Source organism: Streptomyces sp. KPB2, assembly GCF_003950055.1.
Classification (GTDB): Bacteria; Actinomycetota; Actinomycetes; order Streptomycetales; family Streptomycetaceae; genus Streptomyces; species Streptomyces salinarius.
Map to the genome: position 1 here is coordinate 7,282,712 of NZ_CP034353.1, position 24,960 is coordinate 7,307,671.

The following is a 24,960-nucleotide window of genomic DNA, read 5'->3' on the forward strand; positions in this document are numbered from 1 at the left end:
GCTCAGCGTGCGGCGCGCAGCGGCTCCCCGACGCTCCTCATGTGCCGCAGGGCCTCGCGGTGCGAGGCCAGCAGCCCCGTCTGGTGGTACGGCACGCCCAGCTCGGCGCAGTACGCCTCGGTGAGGGCCTGGGCCCGGCCGAGCGCGGGGGTCGGCATGCTGGGGAAGAGATGGTGCTCGATCTGGTAGTTGAGGCCGCCCATGAAGGCGTCGACGAGCACCCCGCCCCGCACGTTGCGGGAGGTCAGGACCTGACGGCGCAGGAAGTCCAGCCGCGTGCCCTCCTCGATCATCGGCATGCCCTTGTGGTTCGGCGCGAAGACCGAGCCCAGATAGATCCCGAACAGACCCTGGTGCACCGCGAGGAAGGCGAGCGCCCTGCCCGGGGAGAGGACCGTGAACAGGCCGCCGAAGTACACGGCGAAGTGGACGACGAGCAGCGTGCCCTCCAGGACCGGCCGCTTCACGGCCCGGCTGCCCAGCGCCTTGAAGCTGTTGAAGCTCAGGTTGAGGCCCTCCAGCGTCAGCAGCGGGAAGAACAGGGCCGCCTGGTGCCTGCCGACGAACCGCGGCAGACCCGTCGCCCGGCTCGCCTGGCCCCGAGACCACACCAGGATGTCGGGCGAGACGTCCGGGTCCTTCTCCTCGTGGTTGGGATTGGCGTGGTGGCGGGTGTGCTTGTTCATCCACCAGCCGTAGCTCATGCCGAGCAGCAGGTTGGCCGCCAGCAGGCCGCCCGCCTCGCTGGGGCGCCGGCGCGAGAAGACCTGCCGGTGGGCGAGGTCGTGGGCCGCCAGTCCCAGCTGGCCGAAGACGACGGCGAGCCCGACCGCGACGAAGAGCTGGCTCCAGATGTCCCCCAGGGCGACGAACGCGGCGACACCGCCCGCCAGCGCGAGGGCGACGGCGCCGAAACGCACCGTGTAGTACAGCGGGCGGCGCCGGAGCAGCCCCGCGTCGGCTATGCGCCGGGAGAGTTCGGAAAAGTCGCTGCCCTTGTCGCGACTCTTCTCCTGTGCGCCCGTGGGCAGGCTCTCGACGAGCACCGTTGAATCGACCATGCACTTGAGTATGTGAACGGCGCGCCGGGCGCAGAATGGCGTCCGCCCCCGAAACGGGGGTGAGGCCAGCACCACCCCCGTGCGGGGGTCCACCCACCGCAGGCCTCCCGACGCCGGGACCGGCCCGCAGGGAGAATGGCGATCATGAGCACACCGACGACCTTCCGTCCGGTCCTGGAGCGCATCGCCGAGGAGATCGAGCGGACCCCGGGCAGTGGCCGGCCCGCCGACTACATCCCCGCGCTCGCCGCCCGCGACCCGCGCCGCTTCGGCATGGCCGTCGCCGAGTTGGACGGCACGGTGTACGGGGTGGGGGACTGGCGGGAACCGTTCTCCGCGCAGTCCATCACCAAGGTCTTCACCCTCGCCCTCGACCTGGCCAGGGAGGGCGACGCCCTGTGGGAGCACGTGGGCCGCGAGCCGTCCGGCAACCCGTTCAACTCCCTGGTGCAGCTGGAGTACGAGAACGGCATCCCGCGCAACCCGTTCATCAACGCGGGCGCCCTCGTCGTCACCGACCGGCTGCACACCCGTACCGGCGACGCGGCCGGCGAACTGCTGGCCTTCCTGCGCGCGGAGAGCGGCAACCCGGACCTGACCCACGACGAGGAGGTCGCCGCCTCCGAGGCCGCGCACGGCGACCGCAACGCGGCGCTGGCGCACTTCATGGCGTCCTACGGCAACATCGACAACCCCGTACCGGTGCTCCTGGACCAGTACTTCCGCCAGTGCTCCGTCGCCGCGTCCTGTGCCGACCTGGCCCTGGCGACGGGTTTCCTGGCCCGGCACGGCATCCGCGCCGACGGCACCCGGCTGCTGAGCCGCAGCCGGGCCAAGCAGGTCAACGCGGTGATGCTGACCTGCGGGACCTACGACGCGGCCGGCGACTTCGCGCACCGGGTGGGGCTGCCGGGCAAGAGCGGGGTGGGCGGCGGCATCATCGCGGTGGTGCCGGGCCACTGCACGCTGTGCGTGTGGAGCCCCGGCCTGGACGAACGGGGCAACTCGGTGGCCGGGGTGGCCGCCCTGGACCGCTTCACCACGCTGACCGGACTGTCGGTGTTCTGAACCGCCCGGTCAACTCCCGTCGTCCCGCACGAGCTTGAGCCGCAGGGCGAGTGCCGTGACGCCCGCGCCGAGCGCCGCGACGCCCAGGATCGCGCCGGTCTCCGGCCAGCCCGGCTCGTCCTCGGCCGGCTTCGCCGCGGTCGCCGCCGCGGGCACCGCCTGCGGTCCCTGGCGGGGCCGGGACCCCTCGGGGAGCAGCGAGCCCACCGGGTCGACCTCCCCGTCCGCCTCGAAGCCCCAGTCGAGCAGGGCACGGGCCTCCTCGTAGACGGCGTGGCCGCCGCCCTCCTGAGGGTTCATCACCGTGACGACCAGGGTCCGTCCGTCGCGCCGGGCGGCGGCGATGAGGGTGTTGCCGGCGTTGCTGGTGTAGCCGTTCTTGACGCCGATCAGCCCCGGATACGGTGCCACGCCGTCGGCCCCGGTGAGCAGCCGGTTGGTGTTCATGATCCCGTACGAACTCCCGTCGCGGCCGGGGAACATCGCGTCGACCTTGGCGCAGTACCGCGCGAAGTCGGGCCGGCGCAGCCCCGCCCGGCCGAAGACGGCGAGGTCGTACGCCGACGAGACCTGGCCGGGCGCGTCGTACCCGTCGGGAGAACGGACGTGGGTGTCGCGGGCGCCGAGCGCGCGGGCCTCGGCCTGCATCCGGGCGGCCGTGGCACTCCAGCCGCCGGTGAGCGCGGCGAGGACGTGCACGGCGTCGTTCCCGGAGTTGAGGAAGACGCCGTTCCACAGGTCGGAGACGCGGTACGTCTCGCCCTCGACGACACCGACCAGGCTGCTGCCCGGACCGATGCCGGACAGGTCCCGGGGGCTGACCTCGTGGTGGAGGCCGCCCGGCAGGACCGGGAGCACGGTGAGGGCGAACAGCGTCTTGAGGGTGCTGGCCGGGGGCAGCTTGCGGTGCGCGTCGTTCGCCGCCAGCACGTCGCCCGTGCCGGCGTCGGCCACGACCCAGGACAGGGCGGAGACATCGGGAACCCGGGGAGCTCCGGGGTGCGGCCGGACCTGGGTGCCGGAGCGGTACAGCGACGACGGCCGGTCCGCCGCACCGCCGGGCGGTCCGGGGTCCGGCCGTCCCGCACGGGCGGCCGCGGCGGCCGGCATGAGGGTCAGCAGCCCTGCCAGGCAGAGCATGCAGGTGGACCGAGCCGTCCGGGATGAGAATCCGATAGTCATACCGCAAACGTAGGAATGGCCCCCCGAACCGCCACGCTGACCGGGCCGGGTCGCGCCCGCAAGCACCCGGATGCCGTAACGGAGCGCGGTGCCGGTGCGTGCCGTCGGTGGCGGGGTCAGTCCGCGGGCAGCGTCGGCTGCACCTGCCGCAGGAACGTCGCGTTGTCCGGCGTGCGGCGCAGCCGCTCCAGCAGGGTCTCCAGACCCGACTGCCCGTCCCGCGTCCCCAGGGCCCGCCGCAGCCCGCGCACGGCGGTCGTCTCGGCGGCGGACAACAGGAGTTCCTCGCGTCGGGTGCCCGAACCGGTCGGGTCCACGGCCGGGAAGACGCGGCGGGAGGCCAGTTCCCGGCTCAGGCGCAGTTCCATGTTGCCGGTGCTCTTGAGTTCCTCGAAGTAGAAGTCGTCGGCGCGCGAGCCCGTCTCGACCAGGGCGGTGGCGAGGATGGTGAGGGAACCGCCCTCCTCCGCCTTGCGGGCGGCGCCGAAGAACCGCTTGGGGCCCAGCAGCGCGCCGGCGTCGACACCGCCGCTGAGGGTGCGGCCGCCGGACGAGGCGGCGTTGTTGTGCGCCCTGCACAGCCGGGTGAGGGAGTCGAGGAGGATCACGACGTCCTCACCGGCCTCGACGAGCCGTTTGGCCCGCTCGATCACCAGCTCGGCGAGCGCGATGTGCTGCTTGGCGCCCTGGTCGAAGGTCGAGGCGTACACGTCCCCGCGCACCGAGCGCCGCATGTCGGTGACCTCCTCGGGCCGTTCGTCGAGCAGCACCACCATCAGCCGGGCCTCGGGGTGGTTGCCGGCCACGGCGGCGGCGATCTGCTGCAGGAGGACGGTCTTGCCGGTCTTCGGCGGAGCGACGATCAGGCCGCGCTGCCCCTTGCCGACCGGGGCCATCAGGTCGGTGACGCGTCCGGTGAGGCCGGCCGCCGGGTGTTCGAGCCGCAGCCGCTCGTGCGGGTGCAGCGGGGTCAGGTCGGCAAAGTGCCGTCGGCGGCCGTGCCGGTCGGGCGTACGGCCGTTGACGCGGACGACCTCGGTCAGGGTGTGCCGGTCGCCGCGCACGCCCTCGACGAGGTCGCCCCTGCGCAGCCCGTGCCGGCGGATCAGGGCGGGGGAGAGGGCGAGGTCGGAGGGTTCGGGCCGCAGACTTTCGCCCCGCAGGCGACCCTTGCCGCCCGCCTCGATGTCGAGGACACCGCTCGCGATCTCGGCCGGGGACTGCTGTACAGGGGGGTGTTCGAGTGTGGTGGTCATGTGGTCGGTCCTTTCGAGGACACGGGCATGGGACATGCGGAAGGAAGGGGGAGCCGCGAGGGGTCGGAAACGACACGCCTCCGGGCGGCGGAACGGCACCTCGGATCCAGCGGGGGCGAAAGCCCTGCTCAGGAGGTTGTGCCGAGAAGCGGACGCGCCGGTCGCACCAGGACGGGCGGGTCTGCGAACCGAAGGGAAACCAGCACCGGCGCCCCGAACAAGGGGGGCGTACACAAGTGCTGCCGTCACCTTACCACGACGTCCCCTCTTCCTGCCGCGCATGCCGTGCCGGCTCAGCCGGCCGAACGCTCCCGGACCTCCGCCGCCTCCTCCGTCTCCTCCGTCTCCTTCGCGATCCGCTCGAACTGGGCGGCCATCGCCGCCTGGAGGGCCTGCGCACCCGACAGCGGACGCACCATCACCGTCAGTTCGGCGATCCGGCCGGACGCGTCGAGTCGCAGGAAGTCGCAGCCGCTGATCTCGCGGTCGCCCACCCGCGCCGTGAAGAGCAGGGCGTGGTCGCGGCCGTCCGCCTCGCCGATGACGCGTTCGTAGCGGAAGTCCTCGAAGACGCGCTCCACCGCGCGCAGGATCGCCGCCGTGATCGCCCTGCCCCGATAGGGCTTGAAGACGACGGGGCTGGAGAAGACCACGTCGTCGGCCAGCAGTGCTTCGACGGCGTCCAGGTCGTGTGCCTCGACCGCCTCGCGGAAAGCCCGCATCGTCACTCCTTCATACTGAACTAATTGAATAGGTGTGGAGTAGAGTAGTCCTCGTGATCCGTGCTTGCTAGCGTGTCGACATGTCTCTCAAGTACGCCGTCCTGGCCGCCCTCCTGGAGGGCGAGGCCTCGGGCTACGAGCTGTCCAAGATCTTCGACGTGTCGCTCGCCAACTTCTGGCCCGCCACGCCGCAGCAGCTCTACCGGGAGCTGGAGCGCCTCGCGGGCGACGGACTCATCGAGGCCCGGACCGTGCCGCAGGAACGCAGGCCCACCAAGCGGCTGTTCTCGCTCACCGCGGCCGGCCGGGAGCAGCTGGGCGTGTTCGCCGCCGAGCCGACCCGGCGGCCCACCGCCATCCGCGACGAGTTCCTGATCAAGATGCAGGCCATGGACGGCGTCGAGCCCCGGGCCGTCCGCGCGCTGGTCGAGGAGCGCAGGGCCTGGGCGCTGGGCAAGCTCGCCCGCTACGAACGGGTGCGGGAACGCCTCCTGGACGGCCGCACCGAGGAGGAACACCTCCGGGACGCCGACCGCGTCGGCCCGTACCTCACCCTGGCCGCCGGGATCGCGTTCGAGCGGGAGAACGCCCGCTGGTGCGAGCGCGTGCTCACCGTGCTCGACGAGCGCCGCGCTCCCGCGGGGCCCGCCGGACAGCCCCTAGGCTGACCGGATGTTCAGCCCCGAAGGCCCCACCCTGCGCGAACTCGCCGTCCAGGCGCTGTCGTCGGTCGAGCGGGGCTACGACCTGCTCGCCCCGAAGTTCGACCACACCCCGTACCGGACACCGGACCGGGTGCTGGACGCCGTGGCCCGCGCGCTGGAGTCGATGGGGCCCTTCCCCGCCGGACTCGACCTGTGCTGCGGCACCGGCGCGGGCGTGGGGGTCCTGGCCCGGGTGTGCCGTCGGAGCGTGACCGGGGTCGACTTCAGCGCGGGCATGCTGAAGGTCGCGCGCCGCCGCCTCCCGCCGCCGGGCCCGGCGGTCTCCTGGGTGCGCGCGGACGCCCGCGCCCTGCCGTTCGGCCCCGCCTTCGACCTCGTGGTGAGCTTCGGGGCGTTCGGTCACTTCCTGCCCCGCGAACTGCCGGGCCTGTTCGGTCAGGTGCGTTCCGTGCTCCGGCCGAACGGCTGCTTCGCCTTCCCCGTCGCCGCGCCGCCCCGGCCCGGCTCCCCGGGGTACTGGACGCTGCTCGGCTTCGACGCGGCGATGCGGGTGCGCAACGCGCTTTGGCGGCCGCCGTTCGTCATGTACTACCGGACCTTCCGGCTCGGGGACGTGGGCCGCGAGCTGTCCCGCGCCGGATTCCGGGCGGACCTGCACGCCCTGCCGGAGTTCGGGCACCGCCCCGACGGCAGCCCGCGGGCCCGGCTGGTCGTGGCCCGGCGCCTCGCGTAGCCGGCCGGTTGGTCAGCCGGCCGCCGGCAGGGTGAACTCGTAGACCAGGGCGTCCTGCCGGGTGTCCACCAGGAGGTCCGTGATCTCGAGCGGACGCGCGTACTGGTCGTGCACCCGCCGCACGACCCGGACCGACGCGGTGTCGGGCTGGAGGGTGATGGTGTCCCGGTGATGCAGGGTCAGACCGGCCCGGCGCATCCAGTCGTAGGTCCGCCGCAGCTGGGCGCAGGCGACCCCGTCGGCGCGGTCGCGGTAGCGGGCCAGCTCCTCGACCTCGGCGAGCGCCACCGCGGAAAACGATGTCACGGCCGTCCGCCTGCCGCTTCCGCCGGCCGCCGCCGACGTGTAGCGGTGCACCAGGGTCGGCCGGCCCGGCACCAGCCCCAGCGCCGCGGCGTGCTCCGGCGGCGGCGGCCCCCAGACGACGGTGGCCCGGTCCCCGGTGCGGGGCTCCGCCGACCGGGCGCCCACCGGGAAGACGAGGGGCGCCGGACTTCCGGCCGGCGGTCCCGGCAGCGCGACGTGACTGCCCCGCCGGTCGGTGCTGAGCAGACCGTCCCGGCGCAGCACGTCCAGTGCCTGGCGCACGGTCTCCCGGCTGACCCCGAACCGCTCCGCCAGCCGGCGCTCGCCGGGCAGCCGTTCGCCCGGTGGGACGGTGCCGTCCCGCAGCCCGGTGAGCAACTGGTCCGCCACCCGTCGGTACAGGGGCGGCCGGGTGTCGGCCGTGGACTCGTCGTGGGGGGTGGTGCGGGCCATGCCGCGCCTCCTGTTGATGACGTACGGTAGCCGCGTGGGCTCGGTGCGCCACCAGAATTACCATTGGTCTAAACCAGCTGGGAAGGCCGGGCCGCCGGTTCGGCCGAAACACCACCCACGGACGCCGGTCACCGCCCGCGGACGACGGTCACGACCTCCGGACCTCAGGCGTACGAGCCCAGCCAGCGCAGCTTGGCGGCCTCCTGGAACGGCCCGCCGCCCTCGTGGTCGTTGAAGTCGTACACCTCGATCCTCTTGTCCTCGTGCGTCCACGCGTTGAACGCGGCGAAAACGGTCGACGGCGGGCAGGTCTGGTCCTCCAGGGCGGCCGAGAACAGGGCCGGCGTCCGGCCCCGCGCCGCGAAGTGCACGCCGTCGAAGTACGACAGCGTGCGCAGCGCGTCCTCGGTCCGGCCGCGGTGCGTCTTCAGGTACAGGCCGATCTCCCGGTAGGGGTGCCGGTCGGTGAGGGTGGTCGCGCGCGGGAAGTCGCACAGGAACGGCACGTCGGGCGCCACGGCGACCAGATCCGGCACCAGACCGCCCACCGCTATCGTGATGCCGCCGCCCTGGCTTCCGCCCAGCGCCACCGTGCGGGACGAGTCGGTCAACGGGTGGGAGCGGGCCGCCTCGACCGCGCGCACGGCGTCGGTGAAGACCCGGCGGTAGTAGTAGTTCTCCGGAGCGTCCAGGCCGCGGGTCATGAAGCCCGGGTAGGCGGGCGTGCCGCCGACGGGGTCCGGGGTCCCGCCACCGCCGCCCCAGGCGCTGCCCTGACCGCGGGTGTCCATCACGAAGTGGGCCCGGCCGGTGGACGCCCACAGCAGGTGCTCGTGCGGCAGCCCGCGCCCGCCTCCGTACCCCACGAACTCCACCACCAGCGGCAGCGGCTCGGCCGCCGCGGCCGGCAGGGTCAGCCACCCCTTCACCGGGTGACCGCCGAACCCGGCGAACGTCACGTCGTACACCCGCACCGTGGACAGTCCCGTGTCGACCGGTTCGAAGCGCGCGTCCAGCTCGTACTCACGGGCCTGGGCGAGGGTCTTGCTCCAGAACGCGTCGAAGTCCTCGGGCTCGGCCGACGCACTGCGGTACGCCTGGAGTTCGTCGAGCGGAAGGTCGAACAGGGCCATCGAAAACCGCCTTTGCGGGGAGGTGGCAGACCGTACGGATGATCACACCGTACGTGGGCGGCCGAAGAACCCGCCAGGGTCGGCCGTCAGGCCCGGCGGTGGGTCCACTGCGGCTCGGTGAGCGCCCAGTCCCGGTCCCACTCCGCCATGCGGCGCCGCAGGGTCACCGCGCGCACGGCGCGGTGCGCGAGCAGCACCGTGAGCGCCGTCCCGAGGGCCGTGAACGAGCCGACGGTGGCGCTGTGCTGCCAGATCTCGGTCCCGTCCGACGGCGGCGGAACGCTCTGACCGTGCGAGTCCAGCCACACGCCGACGGTGTCACCGTCCCGGGCGCCGGCCGGCACCCGGGCCGTGGTGCTCTTCTCCGTGCCGTCCGCCGTCTTCCAGTGGACGGTCGCGCGGTAGGACTGCTGCCCGCCGAGCTGCCCCGTCGGCAGGGAACTGGGGGTCGGGTCGACCACCGTGGCGCGGACCCGGTGCCGCTCGGCCCGCTGCTCGGCCACGATCGCCTGGGCCTGCCCGTAGCCCCACCAGGCGGTGGCCGCGCCGAGCAGCGGTGCGCCCACGACCAGCAGGAGGGCGACGACCACCCGGGTCCAGGCCTCGACGACGTCGCACCGCCGCCGCAGCGGATTGCGCCGCCAGCGCCAGCCGCGTACCCGTGTTCGCATGTCGACCTCCCCGCGATCACCGCGACCGGAGGAGCGGACGGACGGCCGGGCGAGTGCGGGGAGGGCCGCCGCGCCTTCGTGTCGCGCCACGTGTGCGAGTGCCCGCACTGGACTGGTACCCAGTCCGGCGGGCCTCGCTCACGATCCGGGCCGGATCAGCCGAAGCGTTCGATCCGGATCCGGTCCACCGGCTGACCGGCGGCCACCAGCAGCCGCGACGCGTGCTCCGCGAACGAGTTCGATCCGCACACGTAGGCCTCCCAGCCGCCGGCGGGCGGCTCGGCCAGCAGCGGCGCCAGGTGCGCGGGGGCCAGCCGGCCCACGGGCGTCCCGGCCGGCGCGGTCCGGGTGAACACGGGCGTCGTCTCCGCGCCGTACTCGCGGGCGTAGATCAGCTCCTCGGGGCCGCGCGCCGACACCAGGAGGCGCAGCGGCACCGTCAGGCCCCGCGCCCGGTGGTGCCGCACCATCGACATCAGCGGGACGACCCCGGAGCCGGCACCGAGGAGGAGGGCGGGCCGGTCGCCGGGCCAGGCGAAGAAGCCGCTGAGCGGGCCGCGGACCTCGATCTCGTCACCGGGCCGCGCCACGGTGTGGAACCAGCCGGACACCTCCCCGTCGGGCACCCGGTCGAGGGTCAGCTCGATGTGCCCGGAGTCGTCCGGCGCGGAGGCCAGCGAGTAGTGGCGCTGCGCCCGGTACCCGTCCTCGGCGGTGAGCCGCAGCATCAGGTGCTGACCGGGCAGGTGGCCCGCCCAGCCGGGCACGGCCAGCCGGAACGTCGACGCGCGGGGCGTCTCACGGCGGATCTCCGTGAGCACGGCCGTCCGCCACGCCCCCGCCACCTCGCCGTTCACCTCGATCCGCCCGGGCACGGCGAACCGCGTCGGAGGAGTGAAGGCCCCTGCCGTGTGCGTCGCTGTCTCAGTCACCGGAGTACCGCTGCTCCTCCCAGGGGTTGCCGCGCGCGTGGTAGCCGTTCTGCTCCCAGAAACCCGGCTCGTCGTGGTCGAGGAGTTCGAGGCCCGCGATCCACTTGACGCTCTTCCAGAAGTACAGGTGCGGGACCACCAGCCGGGCCGGGCCGCCGTGCTCGGGGGCGAGCGGCCGCCCGTCGTACTCCCACACGATCCAGGCCCGTCCGCCGGTGAGGTCGGCGAGCGGCAGGTTCGCGGTGTAGCCGGTGTGCGCGTGGGCGACGGCGTGCGTGGCGGACGGCAGCGGACCCGCCGCGTCCAGGAAGGCGTCCAGGGACACACCCCCGAACCGCACCCCGAACTTCGACCAGCCGGTGACGCAGTGGATGTCGCCCGCGTACGCGGACGCCGGCAGCCGGCGCGCGGCGGCCAGGTCCCAGGTACGGGGCTCGGCCACCAGACCGCCCACCCGGAACGTCCAGTCGGCGGGCGCGATCTCGGGCGTGACCTCGGCGGACAGCACGGGCCAGTCGTCGCCCGCGTCGTACTGGCCGGGCGGCAGCCCCGGCCGGGCGGCGCGCGGGCGCCCGGTGAAGCCTCGGGTGGTGTTCATGCGGTGGGTGCCTTTCGGGCCGTCGGGGCGCTCCGCCGGCGGCCGGCGTGATCAGTGCGTACCCGTCAACGGTACGTGTCCCGGAGCGCCGAACCTTCACGCTCCTCGTCCGGTGCCCCGCCCGGCCACGCGTTGTACCGCTCCAGATACGCGGCGAAGCGGAGCAGGTCCTCCTCGGGCCAGCCGGCGAGCCGCTCCCGGAAGGCGGCCCGGCGGCTCTCGGTGACCTGGCCCAGGATGTGCCGCCCCGCCTCCGTCAGGTGCAGGACCTGCACGCGGTGGTCCTCCGGGTCGACCCGCCGCTCGATCAGCCCCGCGCGCTGCAGCGCGGACACCTGGCGGCTGACGGTGGACTTGTCCAGCGCGTAGTGGGCGGCCAGGTCGGTGGCCCGGCGGCCGTCCCGCTCCTCCAGATGCCCGAGCAGCGTGTACGACACCAGCGACAGCTGCGGATGCATGCGACCCGCCGAGGCCCTGGCGCGGCGGGCGAAGGCCGTCATCTCGCGGTGGATGGTCTCCACGGCCGTGTCCGCGGGAGTCGTGTCGAGGACGGCGGTCGTCTCGTCCGGTGTCTCGGCAGCCGTCACGGATCCTCCTCGTGTCGCTGGTTGCAGACTACAACTCAGCCGGCGGGTCGCGTGCGTCGCCCGCCTCAGGACGCCACCGGCGCCTGATCATTGAGGTAATGTGACCGGCGGCCGCGGACCGCCCCGGCCGCCGGACGACTGGGAGGTGAGACCGATTACCGCTGTGTCGGCCCGGGTGCTCTCACCTCACCGCAGTACGGTCACCGGAAACGAGTGACCGGGAGAGCGCCCTTCGGTTCCCGAAAGGCTCTCGGCTTCCATGCCCTCCTCCTTCCCCGCCCCGCCCCCGCCCTCTCCCCGCGCCTTCACGGCGTTCCCGAAGGGGCTTCCCTCGCGTGACGCCGTCGTGGCCGCGCTGCGCGCCGCCGGCTGCGTCTTCGCCGAGGACGAGGCCGCGCTCATCCTGGACGCGGCCCGCACCGCCGCGGAACTCACCGCGCTGGTCGAGCGCCGTGTGAGCGGCCTGCCCCTGGAACTCGTCGTCGGCTGGGCCGAGTTCCGAGGTCTGCGCATCGCCGTCGCCCCCGGTGTCTTCGTACCCCGCCGACGCACCGAGTTCCTGGTGTCCGAGGCCCTGGCCCACGCGCCGCACGCGGACGTCGTCGTCGACCTGTGCTGCGGGTCGGGCGCCGTCGGCGCGGCCCTGGCCGCCGCGCTCGACCGGCCCGAGGTGCACGCCGCCGACGTCGACCCGGTCGCCGTGGACTGCGCCCGCGGCAACCTCGCCGACGCGGGCGGCCGGGTGCACGCCGGTGACCTGTTCGACGCGCTGCCCGACGCGCTGCGCGGCCGGGTGGACATCCTCGCGGCCAATGTGCCGTACGTCCCCACCGGCGAGGTCGCCCTGCTGCCCGCCGAGGCCCGCGAGCACGAACCGCTGGTCGCCCTCGACGGCGGCGGTGACGGCCTCGACGTGCTGCGCAGGGTCGCGGCCGCCGCGCCGGACTGGCTCGCCCCGGGCGGCTGCCTGCTGGTCGAGACGAGCGAACGCCAGGCGGCCGACGCCGTCGACGCCTTCGCCCGGGCCGGGCTGACCCCCCGCCTCGCGGTCTGCGAGGACCTGTATGCCCACGTGGTGACCGGCGTCAGGAACTGACCGCCCGCTCGCCGTACCGTCACGTCCTGTCGTCGCAGGCCCGTCGGCCGGGCGGGCCCGGGGGCGTGAGGTGCGTGCTCCGGGGTTGCCCCGGGGCCGGAGGCCGGGGGGGGAGTGCCGGGCGTCGACCGGCGTACGGCTTGTACGCGGTCGGCGCCCGTGCGGCGTGGGTGTACCGACCACGCGATCGGCGCCCCTGCGGCGAGTCGGGGGACCTTCCACGCCCTTGCGGCAGTGGGACCGTGCACGTCGTCCCCAGGGCCTACGGCGCCGGTGGCGTGGCCCGGGCGATGAGCAGGGCCACGTCGTCGGAGTTCTCCGGCTCGTGCAGGGTGCGCAGCAGCAGGTCGCAGACCTCCTCCAGCGGACGGTCCGGGCCCTCCAGTAGCGCGAGGAGCGCGTCCAGCCGTTCGTCCAGCGGATGCCGGCGGGTCTCGACCAGACCGTCGGTGTAGAACACCAGCCGGTCGCCCGGCTCCAGGCCGACGGTGGTGGTGGAGAAGGCGACGCCGCCCACCCCGAGCGGGACCCCGGTGGGCAGGTCGAGCAGTTCGGGCGGCCGGCCGGCCCGCAGCCGGACCGGGGGAAGATGCCCCGCGTTGGCGATCCGGCACTGCCGCCGGTGCGGATCGTGCACGGCGTACAGACAGGTGGCGATGGCCTGGTCCAGGCCGGCCGTGGTCCGCTCCAGGTGCCCGAGCAGCTGCGCCGGATCCAGTTCGAGGGCGGCCAGGGTGTTCGTCGCGGTGCGCAGCCGTCCCATGGAGGCCGCGGCCGCGATACCGCTGCCCATCACGTCGCCCACCACCAGCGCGGTCCTGCCGTCCGCCAGCTCGATCACGTCGAACCAGTCGCCGCCGACCTCGCTGGTGCCCCCGGCCGGCTGGTAGCGGGAGGCGACCTCGAGCCCGCCCGTCACCGGCGGGTGGCTCGGCAGCAGGCTGCGCTGGAGGGTGAGCGCGGTGTCGCGGGCGTTCTGGTACCAGCGGGCGTTGTCGATCTGCAGCGCCGCCCGCGCGGCCAGCTCCCGGGCCAGCAGCAGGTCGTCCTCGCCGAACGGCAGGGGATTGGCGGTCCGTTTCAGGTCCAGGGCGCCCAGCACCTCCCCCCGCGCGATCAGCGGCACGGCCAGGTAGGAGTGCACGCCCGCCCGGCCCAGCAGCTCGGCCGCCCGGGGGGAGCGGGCGATGCGCCCCAGGTCCTCGCGCGTCACCCGCGCCACCATCACCGGCCGGCCGGTGCGCACGCACTCGGTGACCAGGCGGTCCGGTCCGTACCGGGCGACCTCGCCGGGCCGGTCGGCCGCCCGCAGCGCGTCGTGGGCGTCGTCGGCCCGCACGGCCAGCGCCCTGATCACCGCGGGCTCGGCCGGCCCCAGCGTGGTGCGCCGGCCCGCCACCACGGCGTCCAGCAGGTCCACGGCCGCGATGTCGGCGAGGCCGGGCACGGCCACGTCGGCCAGCTCGTACGCCGTGCGGTCCAGGCGCAGGGTGGTGCCGATCCGGGCGGAGGCGTCCGCCACCGCGGCCAGCCGGCGCCGGGCGCCCTCGGCCTCGGCGGCCGTCCGGTACTGCTCGGTCACGTCGACGATCGAGACCGCCACGCCCAGTACGGCACCCAGGGCGTCCTCCAGCCGGTACAGCGACACCGACCAGGCGTGTTCCTCGTCCGGGTCGGCGGGCGTCCGCCCGGTCGCGGGCCGGTCGACGACCGGCCGCCCGGTCTCCAGCACCTCGCGTGCCGCCGCCTCCAGCGGGTCGGCGTCGACCTGCGGCAGCAGCTCGCGGACCGTCCGGCCGAGGTGCTCCTCGGCGGGGATGCCGTTGAGCTGCTCCAGGGCCGGGTTGACCGACACGTACCGCAGCTCCGTGTCCAGGACGGCCAGGCCGATCGGGGACTGCATGATCACCCGCGTGGACAGGGCCACGTCCCGCTCCAGCCGGCGCACCATCGACTGGTCGGCAGCGAGCCCGAGGGCGTAGACGTCACCGCGGTCGTCCAGCAGCCGCATGTTGCGGAACTCGACCAGACGGGTGCTGCCGTCCTTGTGCCGGACGGGGAAGGCGCCGGCCCAGCTCCGGCCGGTCTTCATGACGTCGCCGAACAGCCTGACGACCAGGTCGAGATGGCGCTCGTGGACCATGATGCGGGCGGCGTACTGCCCCAGGGCCTCCGGCGCCGAGTACCCGAACAGCTCCTCGGCCTGCGGGCTCCACAGGACGATCCGGCCCTCGGTGTCCAGCACGATCGAGGCCACGTTCAGCAGGTCGAGCAGTCCACTGGGCCGCACGGGTCCGCGGGGCGACGGCTCGCCCTCGAACCCGGCAGACCCCGCTGCACTCATCCCACGCCCCGCCGTCGCCGTCCGACGCGGCACGACCCTTCGTTGCCGTTACTCCCTTGTTGTACCGCGTTCCACCGCGCCCGGAGCCGGTTCCGCGGGGCGCCGCCGTCTCCTCCCAGCATCTCCCCGCGGTACGGGGAGCGCCGCACGAAGGCGTCCGGAGTTGGTCTGTACATGACTGTGCGGGCGGTCCAGACTGTGCCCCGAGTGCCGCCGCCCCCGCCCGTGCCGCCCCGGCCCGCCCCACGGAGGAGCCTCCATGACCCTGAGCGCCCGGCAACGTTGTCACGCCGCCCTGACGGGACTCGCCGTCCTGGCCCTCTGCCTCGGCCTCGCCGGTCCCTCGCGGGCGGCCGCTCCCGCCGCCGGCACCTGGACCGAGGTGGGCTCCGACCGGGCCGACCCGCTGACCGAGAGCCAGGGCCTGGCCTCGGTCGAGGTCCCGGCGGGCAGCCCCAACCGCTACACCGGCATCGGCACCGTCCCGCTCGCCCTGAGCGTCCGGGGCTGGAACCACGTCGGCGACCCCGACGCCTCCTACGACGGCCACTACGTCGAGCCGTACCAGCGCGACGACGGGAACACGAAGATGTTCCGCGTGCAGGCGCCGGACGGCGGCTGGTCGGAGTACGTGCACACGCTGAGCGCCGGGGAGGCGCGGAACAACTCGTGGTCCGCGATCTCGCCCGACGGCCAGTGGATGCTGGCGGGGGAGTGGGGCACCATGAACCGGCTCCTGGTCTTCCCGACCCCCGGCGTCAACCCCGCCACCTCGCCCTCGGCGAACCTCCCGCAGGCGGCCACCGTCCACCTCGACCACGCCGTGCGCGACGTCCAGGGCTGCGACTTCCTGGACGCCACCACCCTGCTCTGCTCCTCCGACGACCCCGAGGGCACGCTCTTCGGCATCACCAAACCGCTGCTGCGCATCGACCTGTCGGCACCGCCGACCGGCGCCGCCGACGTCACCGGACACGTCACCGCCCTGCGGCAGCTGCCCCTGCGCAGCGCCTGCTCGGGCTCCTTCGAGGCGGAGGGCGTCGACTACGACCGGCGTACCGGCACCCTGCGCGTGATCGTCGTGTCGCCCGGCTTCTGCGTGCTGACGGACAGCAAGACGTACCGGTTCACCCAGGGCTGACCCGGCCCCTCGCGCCGGGCGGCGGGTGGTGCTTTTCTGGTGGTATCGGCCGTGCCGACGAGAGGGAGCGATCACGATGAACGGTGAGCGACTGCATCCGGAGTCCGTCTCGGTGGAGCTGAGCGGATGCAGCAAGGAGGACGCCCGGACCGTGTTCGACACCTTGTGCGCGTGCTTCTCCTCCGACCGGCACGCGGGCGACGTGACCCGGGAGTACCACGAGGTGCGCCCGACCGTGTGGCTCGGCACCTTCGACGTGGCCGACGCCCGGGGCGGCCGGTGCGACCCCGCCCGGCTCGGGGCGTCCGTGGAGGCCGACGTGCAGGGCGGCTACTGGGCGATCGAGCGGTTCCGCACCACCCTGGACTCCCTGTTCACCGTGCAGGACCTGAGCACGGCCTCCGGGGACCAGGAACGGGAGCTGCACGTACGGCTCGAAAGCCACTGACCCGGTCCCGCCGGGTGCGGTGAGGTGTGCGCCACCCCGTTATGCAACTAGTTGCAAAATGGGGTGGCGGTCCTCTACAACAGAGGCACCACACCGCGCACGGAGGGCCCGATGAGCCGATACCCGCACCTGCTGAGCCCGCTCGACCTGGGCTTCACCACGCTGCCCAACCGGGTCCTGATGGGCTCCATGCACGTCGGCCTGGAAGAGGCCGAGCGCGGGTTCGAGCGCATGGCCGCCTTCTACGCCGCCCGGGCCCGCGGCGGAGTGGGCCTGATCGTCACCGGCGGCATAGCCCCCAACGACGAGGGCCGCCCGTACGAGGGCGGCGCCAAGCTCACCACCGAGGCGGAGGCCGAGCGGCACCGGGTCGTCACCGACGCCGTGCACCGCGAGGGCGGCCGCATCGCCCTGCAGATCCTGCACTTCGGCCGCTACGCCTACCACGCCGACCTGGTCGCCCCGAGCGCGCTCCAGGCCCCGATCAGCCCGCACGTGCCGCGCGAACTGACCGACGCCGAGATCGAGCGCACCGTCGACGACTACGTGCGCACCGCCCGCCTCGCCCGCGAGGCCGGATACGACGGCGTCGAGATCATGGGCTCCGAGGGCTACCTGATCAACGAGTTCATCGCCGCCCGCACCAACCACCGCACCGACCGCTGGGGCGGCTCGTACGAGAACCGCATGCGCTTCCCCGTCGAGATCGTCCGCCGGGTGCGCGAGGCCGTCGGCGAGGACTTCATCCTCGTCTACCGGCTGTCCATGCTGGACCTGGTGCCCGGCGGCTCCACCCTCGACGAGGTGATCACCCTCGCCAAGGCCGTCGAGGCCGCCGGAGCCACGATCATCAACACCGGCATCGGCTGGCACGAGGCCCGCATCCCCACCATCGCCACCTCCGTGCCGCGCGGCGCGTACACCTGGGTGACCAAGCGGCTGATGGGCGAGGTGTCGGTCCCGCTCGTCACCACCAACCGCATCAACACCCCCGAGGTCGCCGAACGGCTGCTGGCCGAGGGCACCGCCGACATGGTCTCGATGGCCCGCCCGATGCTCGCCGACCCCGACTTCGTCGCCAAGGCCGAGGCCGGCCGCCCCGAGGCCATCAACACCTGCATCGGCTGCAACCAGGCCTGCCTCGACCACACCTTCAGCGGCAAGATCACCTCCTGCCTGGTCAACCCGCGCGCCTGCCACGAGACCGAACTCGTCCTCACCCCGACCAGGCTGCGCAAGCGCGTCGCCGTCGTCGGCGCCGGACCGGCCGGCCTCGCCTGCGCCGTGAGCGCCGCCGAACGCGGCCACGAGGTCACCCTGTTCGACGCCGCGAGCGAGATCGGCGGACAGCTCAACGTCGCCCGCAAGGTCCCCGGCAAGCAGGAGTTCGACGAGACGCTGCGCTACTTCCGCACCCAGCTCGCGGCCCACGGCGTGGACGTACGCCTGAACACCCGCGTCGGCGCCGACGACCTCACCGGCCACGACGAGGTCGTCGTCGCCACCGGCGTCACCCCCCGCACGCCCGACATCCCCGGCGTCGACCACCCGTCCGTCGTCGGCTACCTCGACGTCCTGCGCGACGGCGCCCCCGTCGGTGAGCGCGTCGCGATCCTGGGCGCGGGCGGGATCGGCTTCGACGTCGCCGAGTACCTCACCGACGGCGGCGACAAGGCCCACGAGGACCCGGAGACGTACTTCCGCCTCTGGGGCGTCGACACCGGCTACCGCGCCCCCGGCGGCCTCGCCGCGCCCGAACGCCCGGCCCCGCCCCGCACCGTCCACCTGCTCCAGCGCAAGACCAGCAAGGTCGGCGCCGGACTCGGCAGGACCACCGGCTGGATCCACCGCACCGAGCTGAAGCACCGCGGCGTCACCATGGTGCCGGGCGTGCGCTACGACCGGATCGACGACGCCGGACTGCACATCACCGTCGACGGCGAGTCCACGGTCCTGGAGGTCGACACGGTCGTCCTGTGCACCGGCCAGGAGCCCAGCCGGAGCCTGTACGACGACCTGGTCGCCGCCGGTGTCGGCGCCCACCTCATCGGCGGCGCCGACGTGGCCGCCGAACTGGACGCCAAGCGCGCCGTCAAGCAGGGCACCGAGCTGGCGGCGGCGCTGTAGGGGGCGGGCGGGCCGTCCCTAGGATGAGCCCATGTCCCTCCCGCACGCGATCCTCACCGCCCTGGTCGAAAAGCCGTCGTCCGGGCTGGAGCTGACCCGCCGGTTCGACAGGTCGATCGGCTACTTCTGGTCGGCCACGCACCAGCAGATCTATCGCGAGCTGGGAAAACTGGAGGCCGAGGGCCTGATCCGCGCCCTGCCCGGCCAGCAGCCGGCCCGCGGGCAGAAGAAGTCCTACGAGGTCCTGCCCGCGGGCCGCGCCGAACTGGCCCGCTGGACCGCCGCCCCGCACGACCCCAAGCCCCTGCGGGACACGATGCTGCTGCGGCTGCGCGCCGCCGCCGTGGTCGGCACCGCCGGTCTCGGGGCGGACCTGCGCCGGCATCTGGAGCTGCACGAAAGGCAGTTGGCCGAGTACGAGGAGATCGAGGAGCGGGACTTCCCGCCCGGCCGGGACAGCACCGAGGACCGGCTGCGCCACCTGGTGCTGCGGGCCGGCATCGACCTGGAGACGTTCTGGACCCAGTGGCTCCGGCACGCACTGGCGGAGTTCGCCGAGCTGCCGGACGACGAACCGGCCTGACCGGGTCGGCCGCCGTGCGGGCGTGTGCCGTGCGGGCGTGTGCCGTGCGGCGTGTTCCCTCAGAAGCGGTACGGCTTCGAGCGGCGGCGCAGGAACCAGGCCGCGGCGATGACCCCGGTCCCCACCAGCGCGCCACCCGCCACCAGGGTGGCCGTGCCGTAGTCCTGGACGGCCCCGCCGAGACCGCCCATGACACCGCCCGGCGACGCGGACGGGGAGGGAGCGGCGGAACGGCTGGGCGAGGGCGAGGGGGAGGGCGCCGAGGAGACGATGACCGTCTGGGTGCCGGCGGTGCTGTTGTTCGAGCACATGACGATCACCGTGTACGTACCCGGCGTGATGCCCGACCAGGCCGCGGACTGCCCCGAAGCGCTGCCGGAGAGCGCCACCTGACGCCCCTCCGCGAAGTCCCGCTGGCTGCTGGTGAGCAGCGACGCGGTGCCCCAACTGCCGTTGAGCTGGGCGCAGGCCGTGGTCTTGACCGACACCGTGGTCCCGGTGGTGCTCACGGAGATCCCCGGGCCCGCCAGAGCCGGTCCCGCGGCCAGGGCGACGGGCAGCGCGGCGACGGCTGCCACGGTCGCACCGGAGCGGAGAAGTGGCGATGAGATGCGCATGTGGACTGCCCTCCGGCGGCACGGTCGGCGGTACATCCCTTGCGCCGCCGGGATCGGGAACGCCCGTGCCCCCGCTGGCAGCCAACAGCGCGCGGGCCGCGCCCGCATGCGGAGCGCGACCGCCCAGGTGACGCGTTCACCGCCCCGCCCGAACGCCGGGCCGACCGGGTGTCACCGACCCGCGCCCGTGGTCACCTTCCGCTCCGCCGAGAACCCGCCCCAGGTGCCGTCGGCCAGCCTCGCCCGGATCCGGACCCGGTGGGTGACCCCGGCCTCGCGTCCGGCGTAGAAGCTGTACTCGGCGCGGTCGCGCGGCGCGTCGGCACCGTAGACCAGCGAGGTCGCCGCACGGCCGTCCAGGTGGATCTGGTACTCGGTCACCGGACCGTCGGTGCGCGGCGGGACCCAGGAGAGGTCGAGGTAATAGGCCCCGTCGGCCCGGTGGGAGGCGGCGCGCAACTGTGTGGGCGCGGTGGCGCGCCCGTCGTCGGTGCCCCCGGTGGTGAGCCGGACGACGGCGCTCGCGGGGGAGACGTTGTCGGCCGCGTCCCGTGCCCGGACGGTGAACGCGTAGCGGGTGCCCGGCCGCAGCCCCGTGACCACGGCCGCCGTCTGACCGCCACCGACACTGTGCACCTTGGCGTCGCCCTGGTAGACGTCGTACGACACGACGTCGCGGTCGTCCTTCGCGGCCGACCAGCCGAGCTGGACCGCCCGGCCGCCCACCGCACGGCCGCGCACGTCCCCGGGGCGGGTCGGAGCGGACTCGTCGGCCACCGCGGCCGGAGTGGTCGCCCGCACCTCCCGGCTGCGCGGCCCGAGCCGCCCGTCGGCGTCGCGCGCCCGGACGGTGAAGGCGTACGCCGTCGAGGGACGCAGCCGGGTGACGTCCACCATCCGCTCGGCCGCCGGAACCTCCCTCACCATCGTGCCGCCCCGGTACACCTCATAGGTCTCGACGTCCTCGACCGCGTTCCACATCACGTGGACGGTCGTCGCGCTGCCGGCCTGCGCGGTGACGCCCGTGGGCACCCCGGGCAGCCCACCGCCGTCTCCGTCGTCCCCGTCCGCGCCCCAGCCGCAGGACGTGAGCAGGACGAGCGCCCCGCAGAGCAGGGCGCAGCGGCGCGCGAGAGCGGCAACGGGAACGTCTCGCACGGCTCCGCCTCCCCACCAACCGGCAATGGTCCGGACCAATATGACGCCTGTGACGCGACCACATCAAGAGGGCGGCGGGTCACGGTCACTCGGACGGGTTACGTATGCTGAGTCTCCTCACGGCCGAACTCCCCGCATGCGGCGGGAGGTTCGGGCCGATGGCGCGTGGACCGCTGTCGTCGCTGACCCCGCGCCGGCGCGGGCGGCCGGACGGGCCGGAGCCGGAACGGGCCCGGCCCGCCCGCCCCCGTCGACCGCTCCCTCCACACACCGGCCGGCCGGCGCGTGTGCACCGTCTGGCCCTGCGAAAGGTGCTCGCGCGAGCGTTTCGGGGACAGATGGGGCCGAGTGCTGCCCATGCCCCCGAGGAGAGGCCACATCGTGCGTGTCCAGTCGCTGACACTGGTCGCGGCCAGCGCCGCCCTGCTCGCCCCGTCGACGTTCCCCGACGCACCGCCCGCGCCACTGCCCGACCCGGCGCGGATCCTGCTGTCCGGCACCCCCGACCGGGCCGTGCCGCTGCGGGCGGACCGGTCCGGGGTCCGGGTCGGCCCCCTTCCCCATGGCCCGGCCGCGCGGCCCGCACCTTCCTCGCGGGCCCGGCCGGACGCCGGGACCGGTGCCCGTGGGGAGCGGACCGGGGGCGACCGTCCCGTGCGCGCCGCCGAACTGCTGGCCAGGGTGCGGGACTGCGACCCCGTCTCGCGCGGGCGTTACCGCAGCGACGCCGGAGCACCGGCGGACATCCCGGTCTGCGGCACCCGGGACGCCGTGTACTGGAAGGCCGACCTCGACGTCGACTGCGACGGCCGGCCCGGCGACCGGTGCAACGGCCGGACCGACCCGCACTTCACCCCCGCCACCGCCTACACGGAGTCGGACGGCCGCCCGCTGGACGCCGAGCGCCTGCCCTACGTGGTCGTGCCCGGGCCCAGCGACACCTGGGACCCCGGGGAGGACGACATCCGCGGCGGATCGCTCGCGGCGCTGGTCCACGGGGACCGGGTGCGGTACGCCGTCGTCGGCGACGTGGGCCCCACCGACCTCATCGGCGAGGCCTCCTACGCCGCCGCACGCTCCCTCGGCATCCCGGCGGACCCGGCGGGCGGGGGCGTGGCCTCCGACGTGACCTACATCGTCTTCAAGGACACCGAGGTGCGGCCCATCGAGGACACGGCCGCGGCCGGGAAGGCGGGGGAGCGGCTGGCGCGCAAGTTCGTGGACGGGGGCTGAGCGGCCGGGAGACGGCCCCGACCCGGAGACGGCCGGGGACGACCCGGGGACGGCCGGGGACGACCCGGGGACGATCCGGAGACGGCCGGGGGACGATCCGGAGACGGCCGGGGGACGACCCGGAGACGGCCGGGAGGCCGCTCAGGCCGTGCGCTCAGGCCGTCCGCTCAGGCCGTCCGCTCAGGTCTTCCGCTCAGGTCTTCCGGTACGAGTACGCCTCCGCGGCCGCCGCCTCCACGGCCGCGAGGTCGGCGCCGGTCGAGGCCGTGACGACCGCCGCCACCGCGCCCTCGACGAAGGGCGCGTCCACCAGACGGGTGTTGTCCGGGAGTTCGTCGCCCTCGGCGATCAGCGCCTTGACGGTGAGGACCGCACTGCCGAGGTCGGTGAGGACGGCGACCCCCGCGCCCCGGTCCACCGACGCGGCGGCGGACGCGACCAGTTCCGAACTGGTGCCGAACTCGCCGGATGCGGTACCGCCCGCGGGGGCGACGGCCACGGCCCCGGCGCCGCCCGACAGGGCCTTCGCGAGCTCCGCCACGGAGGCGGCCACCTCGGCGCTGTGGGAGACCAGCACGATCCCCACCAACTGCTGCTCGTCACTCACCGGCCGTCTCCCTCAGCGCCTCGAAGAGCAGCGCGGAGGAGGTCGCCCCCGGGTCCTGGTGACCGATGCTGCGCTCGCCCAGATAGCTCGCCCTGCCCTTGCGGGCCTGCAACGGCGTGGTCGCCTCGGCCCCCTCCGCGGCAGCCGTGCCGGCCGCGGCGAACGAGTCGCCCAGGGCGTCCACGGCGGGCACCAGGGCGTCGACCATGGTCTTGTCGCCCGGCGCGGCACCGCCGAGCGTCCGGACGGCGTCCACGCCCGCCCGCAGCGCCTCGGCCAACTGCTCCGCACTCACCTCGGCGGAGTCCCCGAGTGCCTTGCCCGTACGGCGCAGCAGCGTCCCATACAGCGGCCCCGAGGCGCCGCCGACCGTGGAGATGAGCTGCCGTCCGGCGAGGATCAGGACGGCGCCGGGAGTGTCGGGCGCGTCCTTCTCCAGCGCGGCGGCCACGGCCGTGAATCCGCGCTGCAGATTGCTGCCGTGGTCGGCGTCGCCGATGGGTGAGTCGAGAGCGGTGAGACGTTCCGCCTCACGGTCGACCAGCGCGGTGGTCGCCGTCATCCAACGGCGGAAGAAGTCGGCGTCGAGCACGGGATCTCCTTGCCTGGTAGGTACGTCGCGATTCTTCCCCCGTTCGCCGTCACATGCCCCACCGCAGACCCGGGGTGCTGACCGGCGCGTCCCACAGTCCGAGCAGTTCCTCGTCGATCTCGCACAGGGTGACCGAGGCGCCGGCCATGTCGAGGGAGGTGACGTAGTTGCCGACCAGGGTGCGGGCGACGGCCACGCCCCGCTCGCCGAGTACCCGCTGCACCTCGGCGTTGAAGCCGTACAGCTCCAGCAGCGGCGTCGCGCCCATGCCGTTGACCAGGACCAGGACGGGGTTGCGCGGGCCGAGGTCGGTCAGCACCGCGTCCACGGCGGCCTCGGCGATCTCGCCCGACGTCATCATGGGCCGCCGCTCCCGGCCGGGCTCCCCGTGGATGCCGATGCCCAGTTCCAGCTCACCGGCGGGGAGGTCGAACGTGGGGCTGCCCTTGGCCGGCGTCGTGACGGCGCTGAGCGCGACCCCGAAACTGCGCGAGCTGTCGTTGACCCGGCGGGCGATCGCCTCCACCTGCTCCAGCGGCCGTCCCTCCCGCGCCGCCGCCCCGGCGATCTTCTCCACGAACAGGGTCGCCCCCGTGCCGCGCCGGCCGGCGGTGTAGAGACTGTCCGTCACCGCCACGTCGTCGTTGACCAGCACCTTCGCGACCTGGATGCCCTCGTCCTCGGCCAGTTCGGCGGCCATGTCGAAGTTCAGCACGTCACCGGTGTAGTTCTTGACGACGAAGAGCACCCCGGCCCCGCTGTCCACGGCCGCCGCGGCCCGCACCATCTGGTCCGGCACCGGCGAGGTGAACACCTCACCCGGACACGCCGCCGACAGCATCCCGGGACCCACGAACCCGCCGTGCAGCGGCTCGTGCCCGGAACCACCCCCCGACACCAGCGCGACCTGCCCGGCCACGGGGGCGCCGCGCCGCACGATCACCCTGTTCTCGACATCCACGGTCAGCTCGGGATGGGCGGCCGCCATTCCGCGCAGCGCGTCCGCGACGACGGTCTCGGGGACGTTGATCAGCATCCTCAAGGGTATCTCCTAGGCAGGTTAGTAGACGGGTGTTGACCTGTGCTCTTGCAGGGCAGAGGGGCGGAGCTTGCTTCGTGATCTTGATGGTGGGTGAACGGTCGTGAGCGGGTTCCGGCGGTACCGATGCTGACTCAATGCTGACTTTGGTGACGCATCGTCAGGTCTTCGTGGCGAGTCGGACTACAGCCCGACAAGAGTCCTGCAAGGGCAGTATCGACCTTGCGACCGTGAAGGTCACGCGAGGCGACGTCTGAAGGGGGCAGGGAGTACCGGTCTGGCAGATACGACCAAGCGCAGGAGCTGTCACGCCTGCTCCTGTCTCAAGGGGCTGCCCTTGGCCCCTGCCGACACACTGCTCGCGCGATCTGCGTTCGAGACCGCGACTCAGCCTGTGCAGTGGGGCGATTCAGTATGGCGCGGACCCTGCAGACGGTGGGTTTGGCGTCGCGTCCCGAAAGCTGGTCTACGGGGCTTTGGAAATGGGTACGGTCTTGTCATCGTCACCGAGGGGGCTCGGCAAGGCTATTTCAGCATTCGGGGAGAACCAGACGGTTGCACGTTGGGCAGCTGATGAGCGGTGTCTCGTCTCCGAGGGTGTGCTCGCG

Annotated in this window: 25 protein-coding genes; 9 read left to right on the forward strand and 16 right to left on the reverse strand. The window is 73.7% G+C overall.

What is annotated here, in order from left to right; translation table 11 throughout:
• Positions 1–2: 2 nt before the first annotated feature.
• A complete protein-coding gene (locus D1J63_RS32955) occupies positions 3–1,061 on the reverse strand; it encodes an acyl-CoA desaturase (RefSeq protein ID WP_206436799.1) in 1,059 nt (352 codons plus the stop codon).
• A gap of 135 nt (positions 1,062–1,196) precedes the next feature.
• Between D1J63_RS32955 and D1J63_RS32960 the strand changes: the two genes are divergently transcribed.
• The gene (locus D1J63_RS32960; protein ID WP_164414001.1) at positions 1,197–2,129 is read left to right on the forward strand and encodes a glutaminase; all 933 of its coding nucleotides are present in this window, start codon (positions 1,197–1,199) and stop codon (positions 2,127–2,129) included.
• 9 nt (positions 2,130–2,138) lie between these two features.
• On the opposite strand, the gene D1J63_RS32965 is transcribed toward D1J63_RS32960, so the two are convergent.
• From D1J63_RS32965 to D1J63_RS32975, 3 genes are all read right to left on the reverse strand, one after another.
• Complete coding sequence (locus D1J63_RS32965; RefSeq protein ID WP_164713079.1) at positions 2,139–3,311, reverse strand: D-alanyl-D-alanine carboxypeptidase; 1,173 nt, start codon at positions 3,309–3,311, stop codon at positions 2,139–2,141.
• Positions 3,312–3,427: 116 nt separating this feature from the next.
• A complete protein-coding gene (gene rho, locus D1J63_RS32970; RefSeq protein WP_125633987.1) occupies positions 3,428–4,666 on the reverse strand; it encodes a transcription termination factor Rho in 1,239 nt (412 codons plus the stop codon).
• 194 nt (positions 4,667–4,860) lie between these two features.
• Positions 4,861–5,289, reverse strand: a complete 429-nt coding sequence (locus D1J63_RS32975; protein ID WP_125633989.1) for a nuclear transport factor 2 family protein — start codon at positions 5,287–5,289, stop codon at positions 4,861–4,863.
• Positions 5,290–5,369: 80 nt separating this feature from the next.
• On the opposite strand from D1J63_RS32975, the gene D1J63_RS32980 reads away from it, so the two are divergent.
• Together D1J63_RS32980 and D1J63_RS32985 are read left to right on the forward strand one after the other, a co-directional pair.
• Positions 5,370–5,957 carry a PadR family transcriptional regulator gene (locus D1J63_RS32980; protein WP_102929756.1) on the forward strand — a complete coding sequence of 196 codons (588 nt, stop codon included), beginning with the start codon at positions 5,370–5,372 and terminating at the stop codon, positions 5,955–5,957.
• A 4-nt stretch (positions 5,958–5,961) separates the two neighbouring features.
• Positions 5,962–6,687 carry a class I SAM-dependent methyltransferase gene (locus tag D1J63_RS32985; RefSeq protein ID WP_125633991.1) on the forward strand — a complete coding sequence of 242 codons (726 nt, stop codon included), beginning with the start codon at positions 5,962–5,964 and terminating at the stop codon, positions 6,685–6,687.
• Positions 6,688–6,699: 12 nt separating this feature from the next.
• Here D1J63_RS32985 and D1J63_RS32990 read toward each other — a convergent pair whose 3' ends face one another.
• The 6 genes from D1J63_RS32990 to D1J63_RS33015 all read right to left on the reverse strand — a co-directional run bounded on the left by D1J63_RS32990 (position 6,700) and on the right by D1J63_RS33015 (position 11,367).
• Positions 6,700–7,446: a GntR family transcriptional regulator gene (locus D1J63_RS32990; protein WP_102929754.1), complete on the reverse strand. Its 747-nt coding sequence runs from the start codon at positions 7,444–7,446 to the stop codon at positions 6,700–6,702.
• Between the two features lie 164 nt (positions 7,447–7,610).
• The gene (locus D1J63_RS32995; RefSeq protein WP_102929753.1) at positions 7,611–8,579 is read right to left on the reverse strand and encodes an acetylxylan esterase; all 969 of its coding nucleotides are present in this window, start codon (positions 8,577–8,579) and stop codon (positions 7,611–7,613) included.
• Positions 8,580–8,665: 86 nt separating this feature from the next.
• The gene (locus D1J63_RS33000) at positions 8,666–9,250 is read right to left on the reverse strand and encodes a hypothetical protein (protein ID WP_125633993.1); all 585 of its coding nucleotides are present in this window, start codon (positions 9,248–9,250) and stop codon (positions 8,666–8,668) included.
• 155 nt (positions 9,251–9,405) lie between these two features.
• Positions 9,406–10,182: a ferredoxin reductase gene (locus tag D1J63_RS33005; RefSeq protein WP_241235629.1), complete on the reverse strand. Its 777-nt coding sequence runs from the start codon at positions 10,180–10,182 to the stop codon at positions 9,406–9,408.
• Positions 10,175–10,780 (reverse strand): sulfite oxidase-like oxidoreductase, encoded by a 606-nt coding sequence (locus tag D1J63_RS33010; protein ID WP_102931674.1) that lies wholly within the window; start codon positions 10,778–10,780, stop codon positions 10,175–10,177. Before D1J63_RS33010 ends, D1J63_RS33005 begins: the two co-directional genes overlap by 8 nt.
• A 65-nt stretch (positions 10,781–10,845) precedes the next feature.
• Positions 10,846–11,367, reverse strand: a complete 522-nt coding sequence (locus D1J63_RS33015; RefSeq protein WP_125633995.1) for a MarR family winged helix-turn-helix transcriptional regulator — start codon at positions 11,365–11,367, stop codon at positions 10,846–10,848.
• Between the two features lie 259 nt (positions 11,368–11,626).
• Here D1J63_RS33015 and D1J63_RS33020 point away from each other — a divergent pair, with 259 nt between their 5' ends.
• On the forward strand, positions 11,627–12,463 hold the full coding sequence (locus D1J63_RS33020; protein WP_125633996.1) for a putative protein N(5)-glutamine methyltransferase: 837 nt from the start codon (positions 11,627–11,629) through the stop codon (positions 12,461–12,463).
• Positions 12,464–12,725: 262 nt separating this feature from the next.
• Here D1J63_RS33020 and D1J63_RS33025 read toward each other — a convergent pair whose 3' ends face one another.
• Entirely contained in the window at positions 12,726–14,807 is a 2,082-nt protein-coding gene (locus D1J63_RS33025) for a SpoIIE family protein phosphatase (protein ID WP_125633998.1), read from the reverse strand.
• A gap of 259 nt (positions 14,808–15,066) precedes the next feature.
• Here D1J63_RS33025 and D1J63_RS33030 point away from each other — a divergent pair, with 259 nt between their 5' ends.
• From D1J63_RS33030 to D1J63_RS33045, 4 genes are all read left to right on the forward strand, one after another.
• Positions 15,067–15,948 (forward strand): hypothetical protein, encoded by an 882-nt coding sequence (locus D1J63_RS33030; protein ID WP_125634000.1) that lies wholly within the window; start codon positions 15,067–15,069, stop codon positions 15,946–15,948.
• A gap of 76 nt (positions 15,949–16,024) precedes the next feature.
• Positions 16,025–16,396 carry a hypothetical protein gene (locus D1J63_RS33035; protein WP_125634002.1) on the forward strand — a complete coding sequence of 124 codons (372 nt, stop codon included), beginning with the start codon at positions 16,025–16,027 and terminating at the stop codon, positions 16,394–16,396.
• Positions 16,397–16,507: 111 nt separating this feature from the next.
• On the forward strand, positions 16,508–18,523 hold the full coding sequence (locus D1J63_RS33040) for an NADPH-dependent 2,4-dienoyl-CoA reductase (RefSeq protein WP_125634004.1): 2,016 nt from the start codon (positions 16,508–16,510) through the stop codon (positions 18,521–18,523).
• A 31-nt stretch (positions 18,524–18,554) separates the two neighbouring features.
• Positions 18,555–19,106, forward strand: coding sequence for a PadR family transcriptional regulator (locus D1J63_RS33045; RefSeq protein WP_125634006.1), 552 nt, complete (start codon positions 18,555–18,557; stop codon positions 19,104–19,106).
• Positions 19,107–19,165: 59 nt separating this feature from the next.
• On the opposite strand, the gene D1J63_RS33050 is transcribed toward D1J63_RS33045, so the two are convergent.
• Together D1J63_RS33050 and D1J63_RS33055 are read right to left on the reverse strand one after the other, a co-directional pair.
• Positions 19,166–19,723: a hypothetical protein gene (locus D1J63_RS33050; protein ID WP_164713081.1), complete on the reverse strand. Its 558-nt coding sequence runs from the start codon at positions 19,721–19,723 to the stop codon at positions 19,166–19,168.
• A gap of 171 nt (positions 19,724–19,894) precedes the next feature.
• A complete protein-coding gene (locus D1J63_RS33055; RefSeq protein ID WP_125634009.1) occupies positions 19,895–20,881 on the reverse strand; it encodes a fibronectin type III domain-containing protein in 987 nt (328 codons plus the stop codon).
• Positions 20,882–21,262: 381 nt separating this feature from the next.
• On the opposite strand from D1J63_RS33055, the gene D1J63_RS33060 reads away from it, so the two are divergent.
• On the forward strand, positions 21,263–22,114 hold the full coding sequence (locus D1J63_RS33060; protein WP_125634011.1) for a glycoside hydrolase family 75 protein: 852 nt from the start codon (positions 21,263–21,265) through the stop codon (positions 22,112–22,114).
• Positions 22,115–22,307: 193 nt separating this feature from the next.
• On the opposite strand, the gene D1J63_RS33065 is transcribed toward D1J63_RS33060, so the two are convergent.
• From D1J63_RS33065 to dhaK, 3 genes are read right to left on the reverse strand one after another with little or no spacing between them, the layout of a single operon-like run.
• Positions 22,308–22,721, reverse strand: a complete 414-nt coding sequence (locus tag D1J63_RS33065; RefSeq protein WP_007388249.1) for a PTS fructose transporter subunit IIA — start codon at positions 22,719–22,721, stop codon at positions 22,308–22,310.
• Positions 22,714–23,313 (reverse strand): dihydroxyacetone kinase subunit DhaL, encoded by a 600-nt coding sequence (gene dhaL / locus D1J63_RS33070; protein WP_007388248.1) that lies wholly within the window; start codon positions 23,311–23,313, stop codon positions 22,714–22,716. Before dhaL ends, D1J63_RS33065 begins: the two co-directional genes overlap by 8 nt.
• Before the next feature lie 49 nt (positions 23,314–23,362).
• Positions 23,363–24,355 carry a dihydroxyacetone kinase subunit DhaK gene (dhaK, locus tag D1J63_RS33075; protein WP_125634013.1) on the reverse strand — a complete coding sequence of 331 codons (993 nt, stop codon included), beginning with the start codon at positions 24,353–24,355 and terminating at the stop codon, positions 23,363–23,365.
• Between the last annotated feature and the right edge of the window lie 605 nt (positions 24,356–24,960).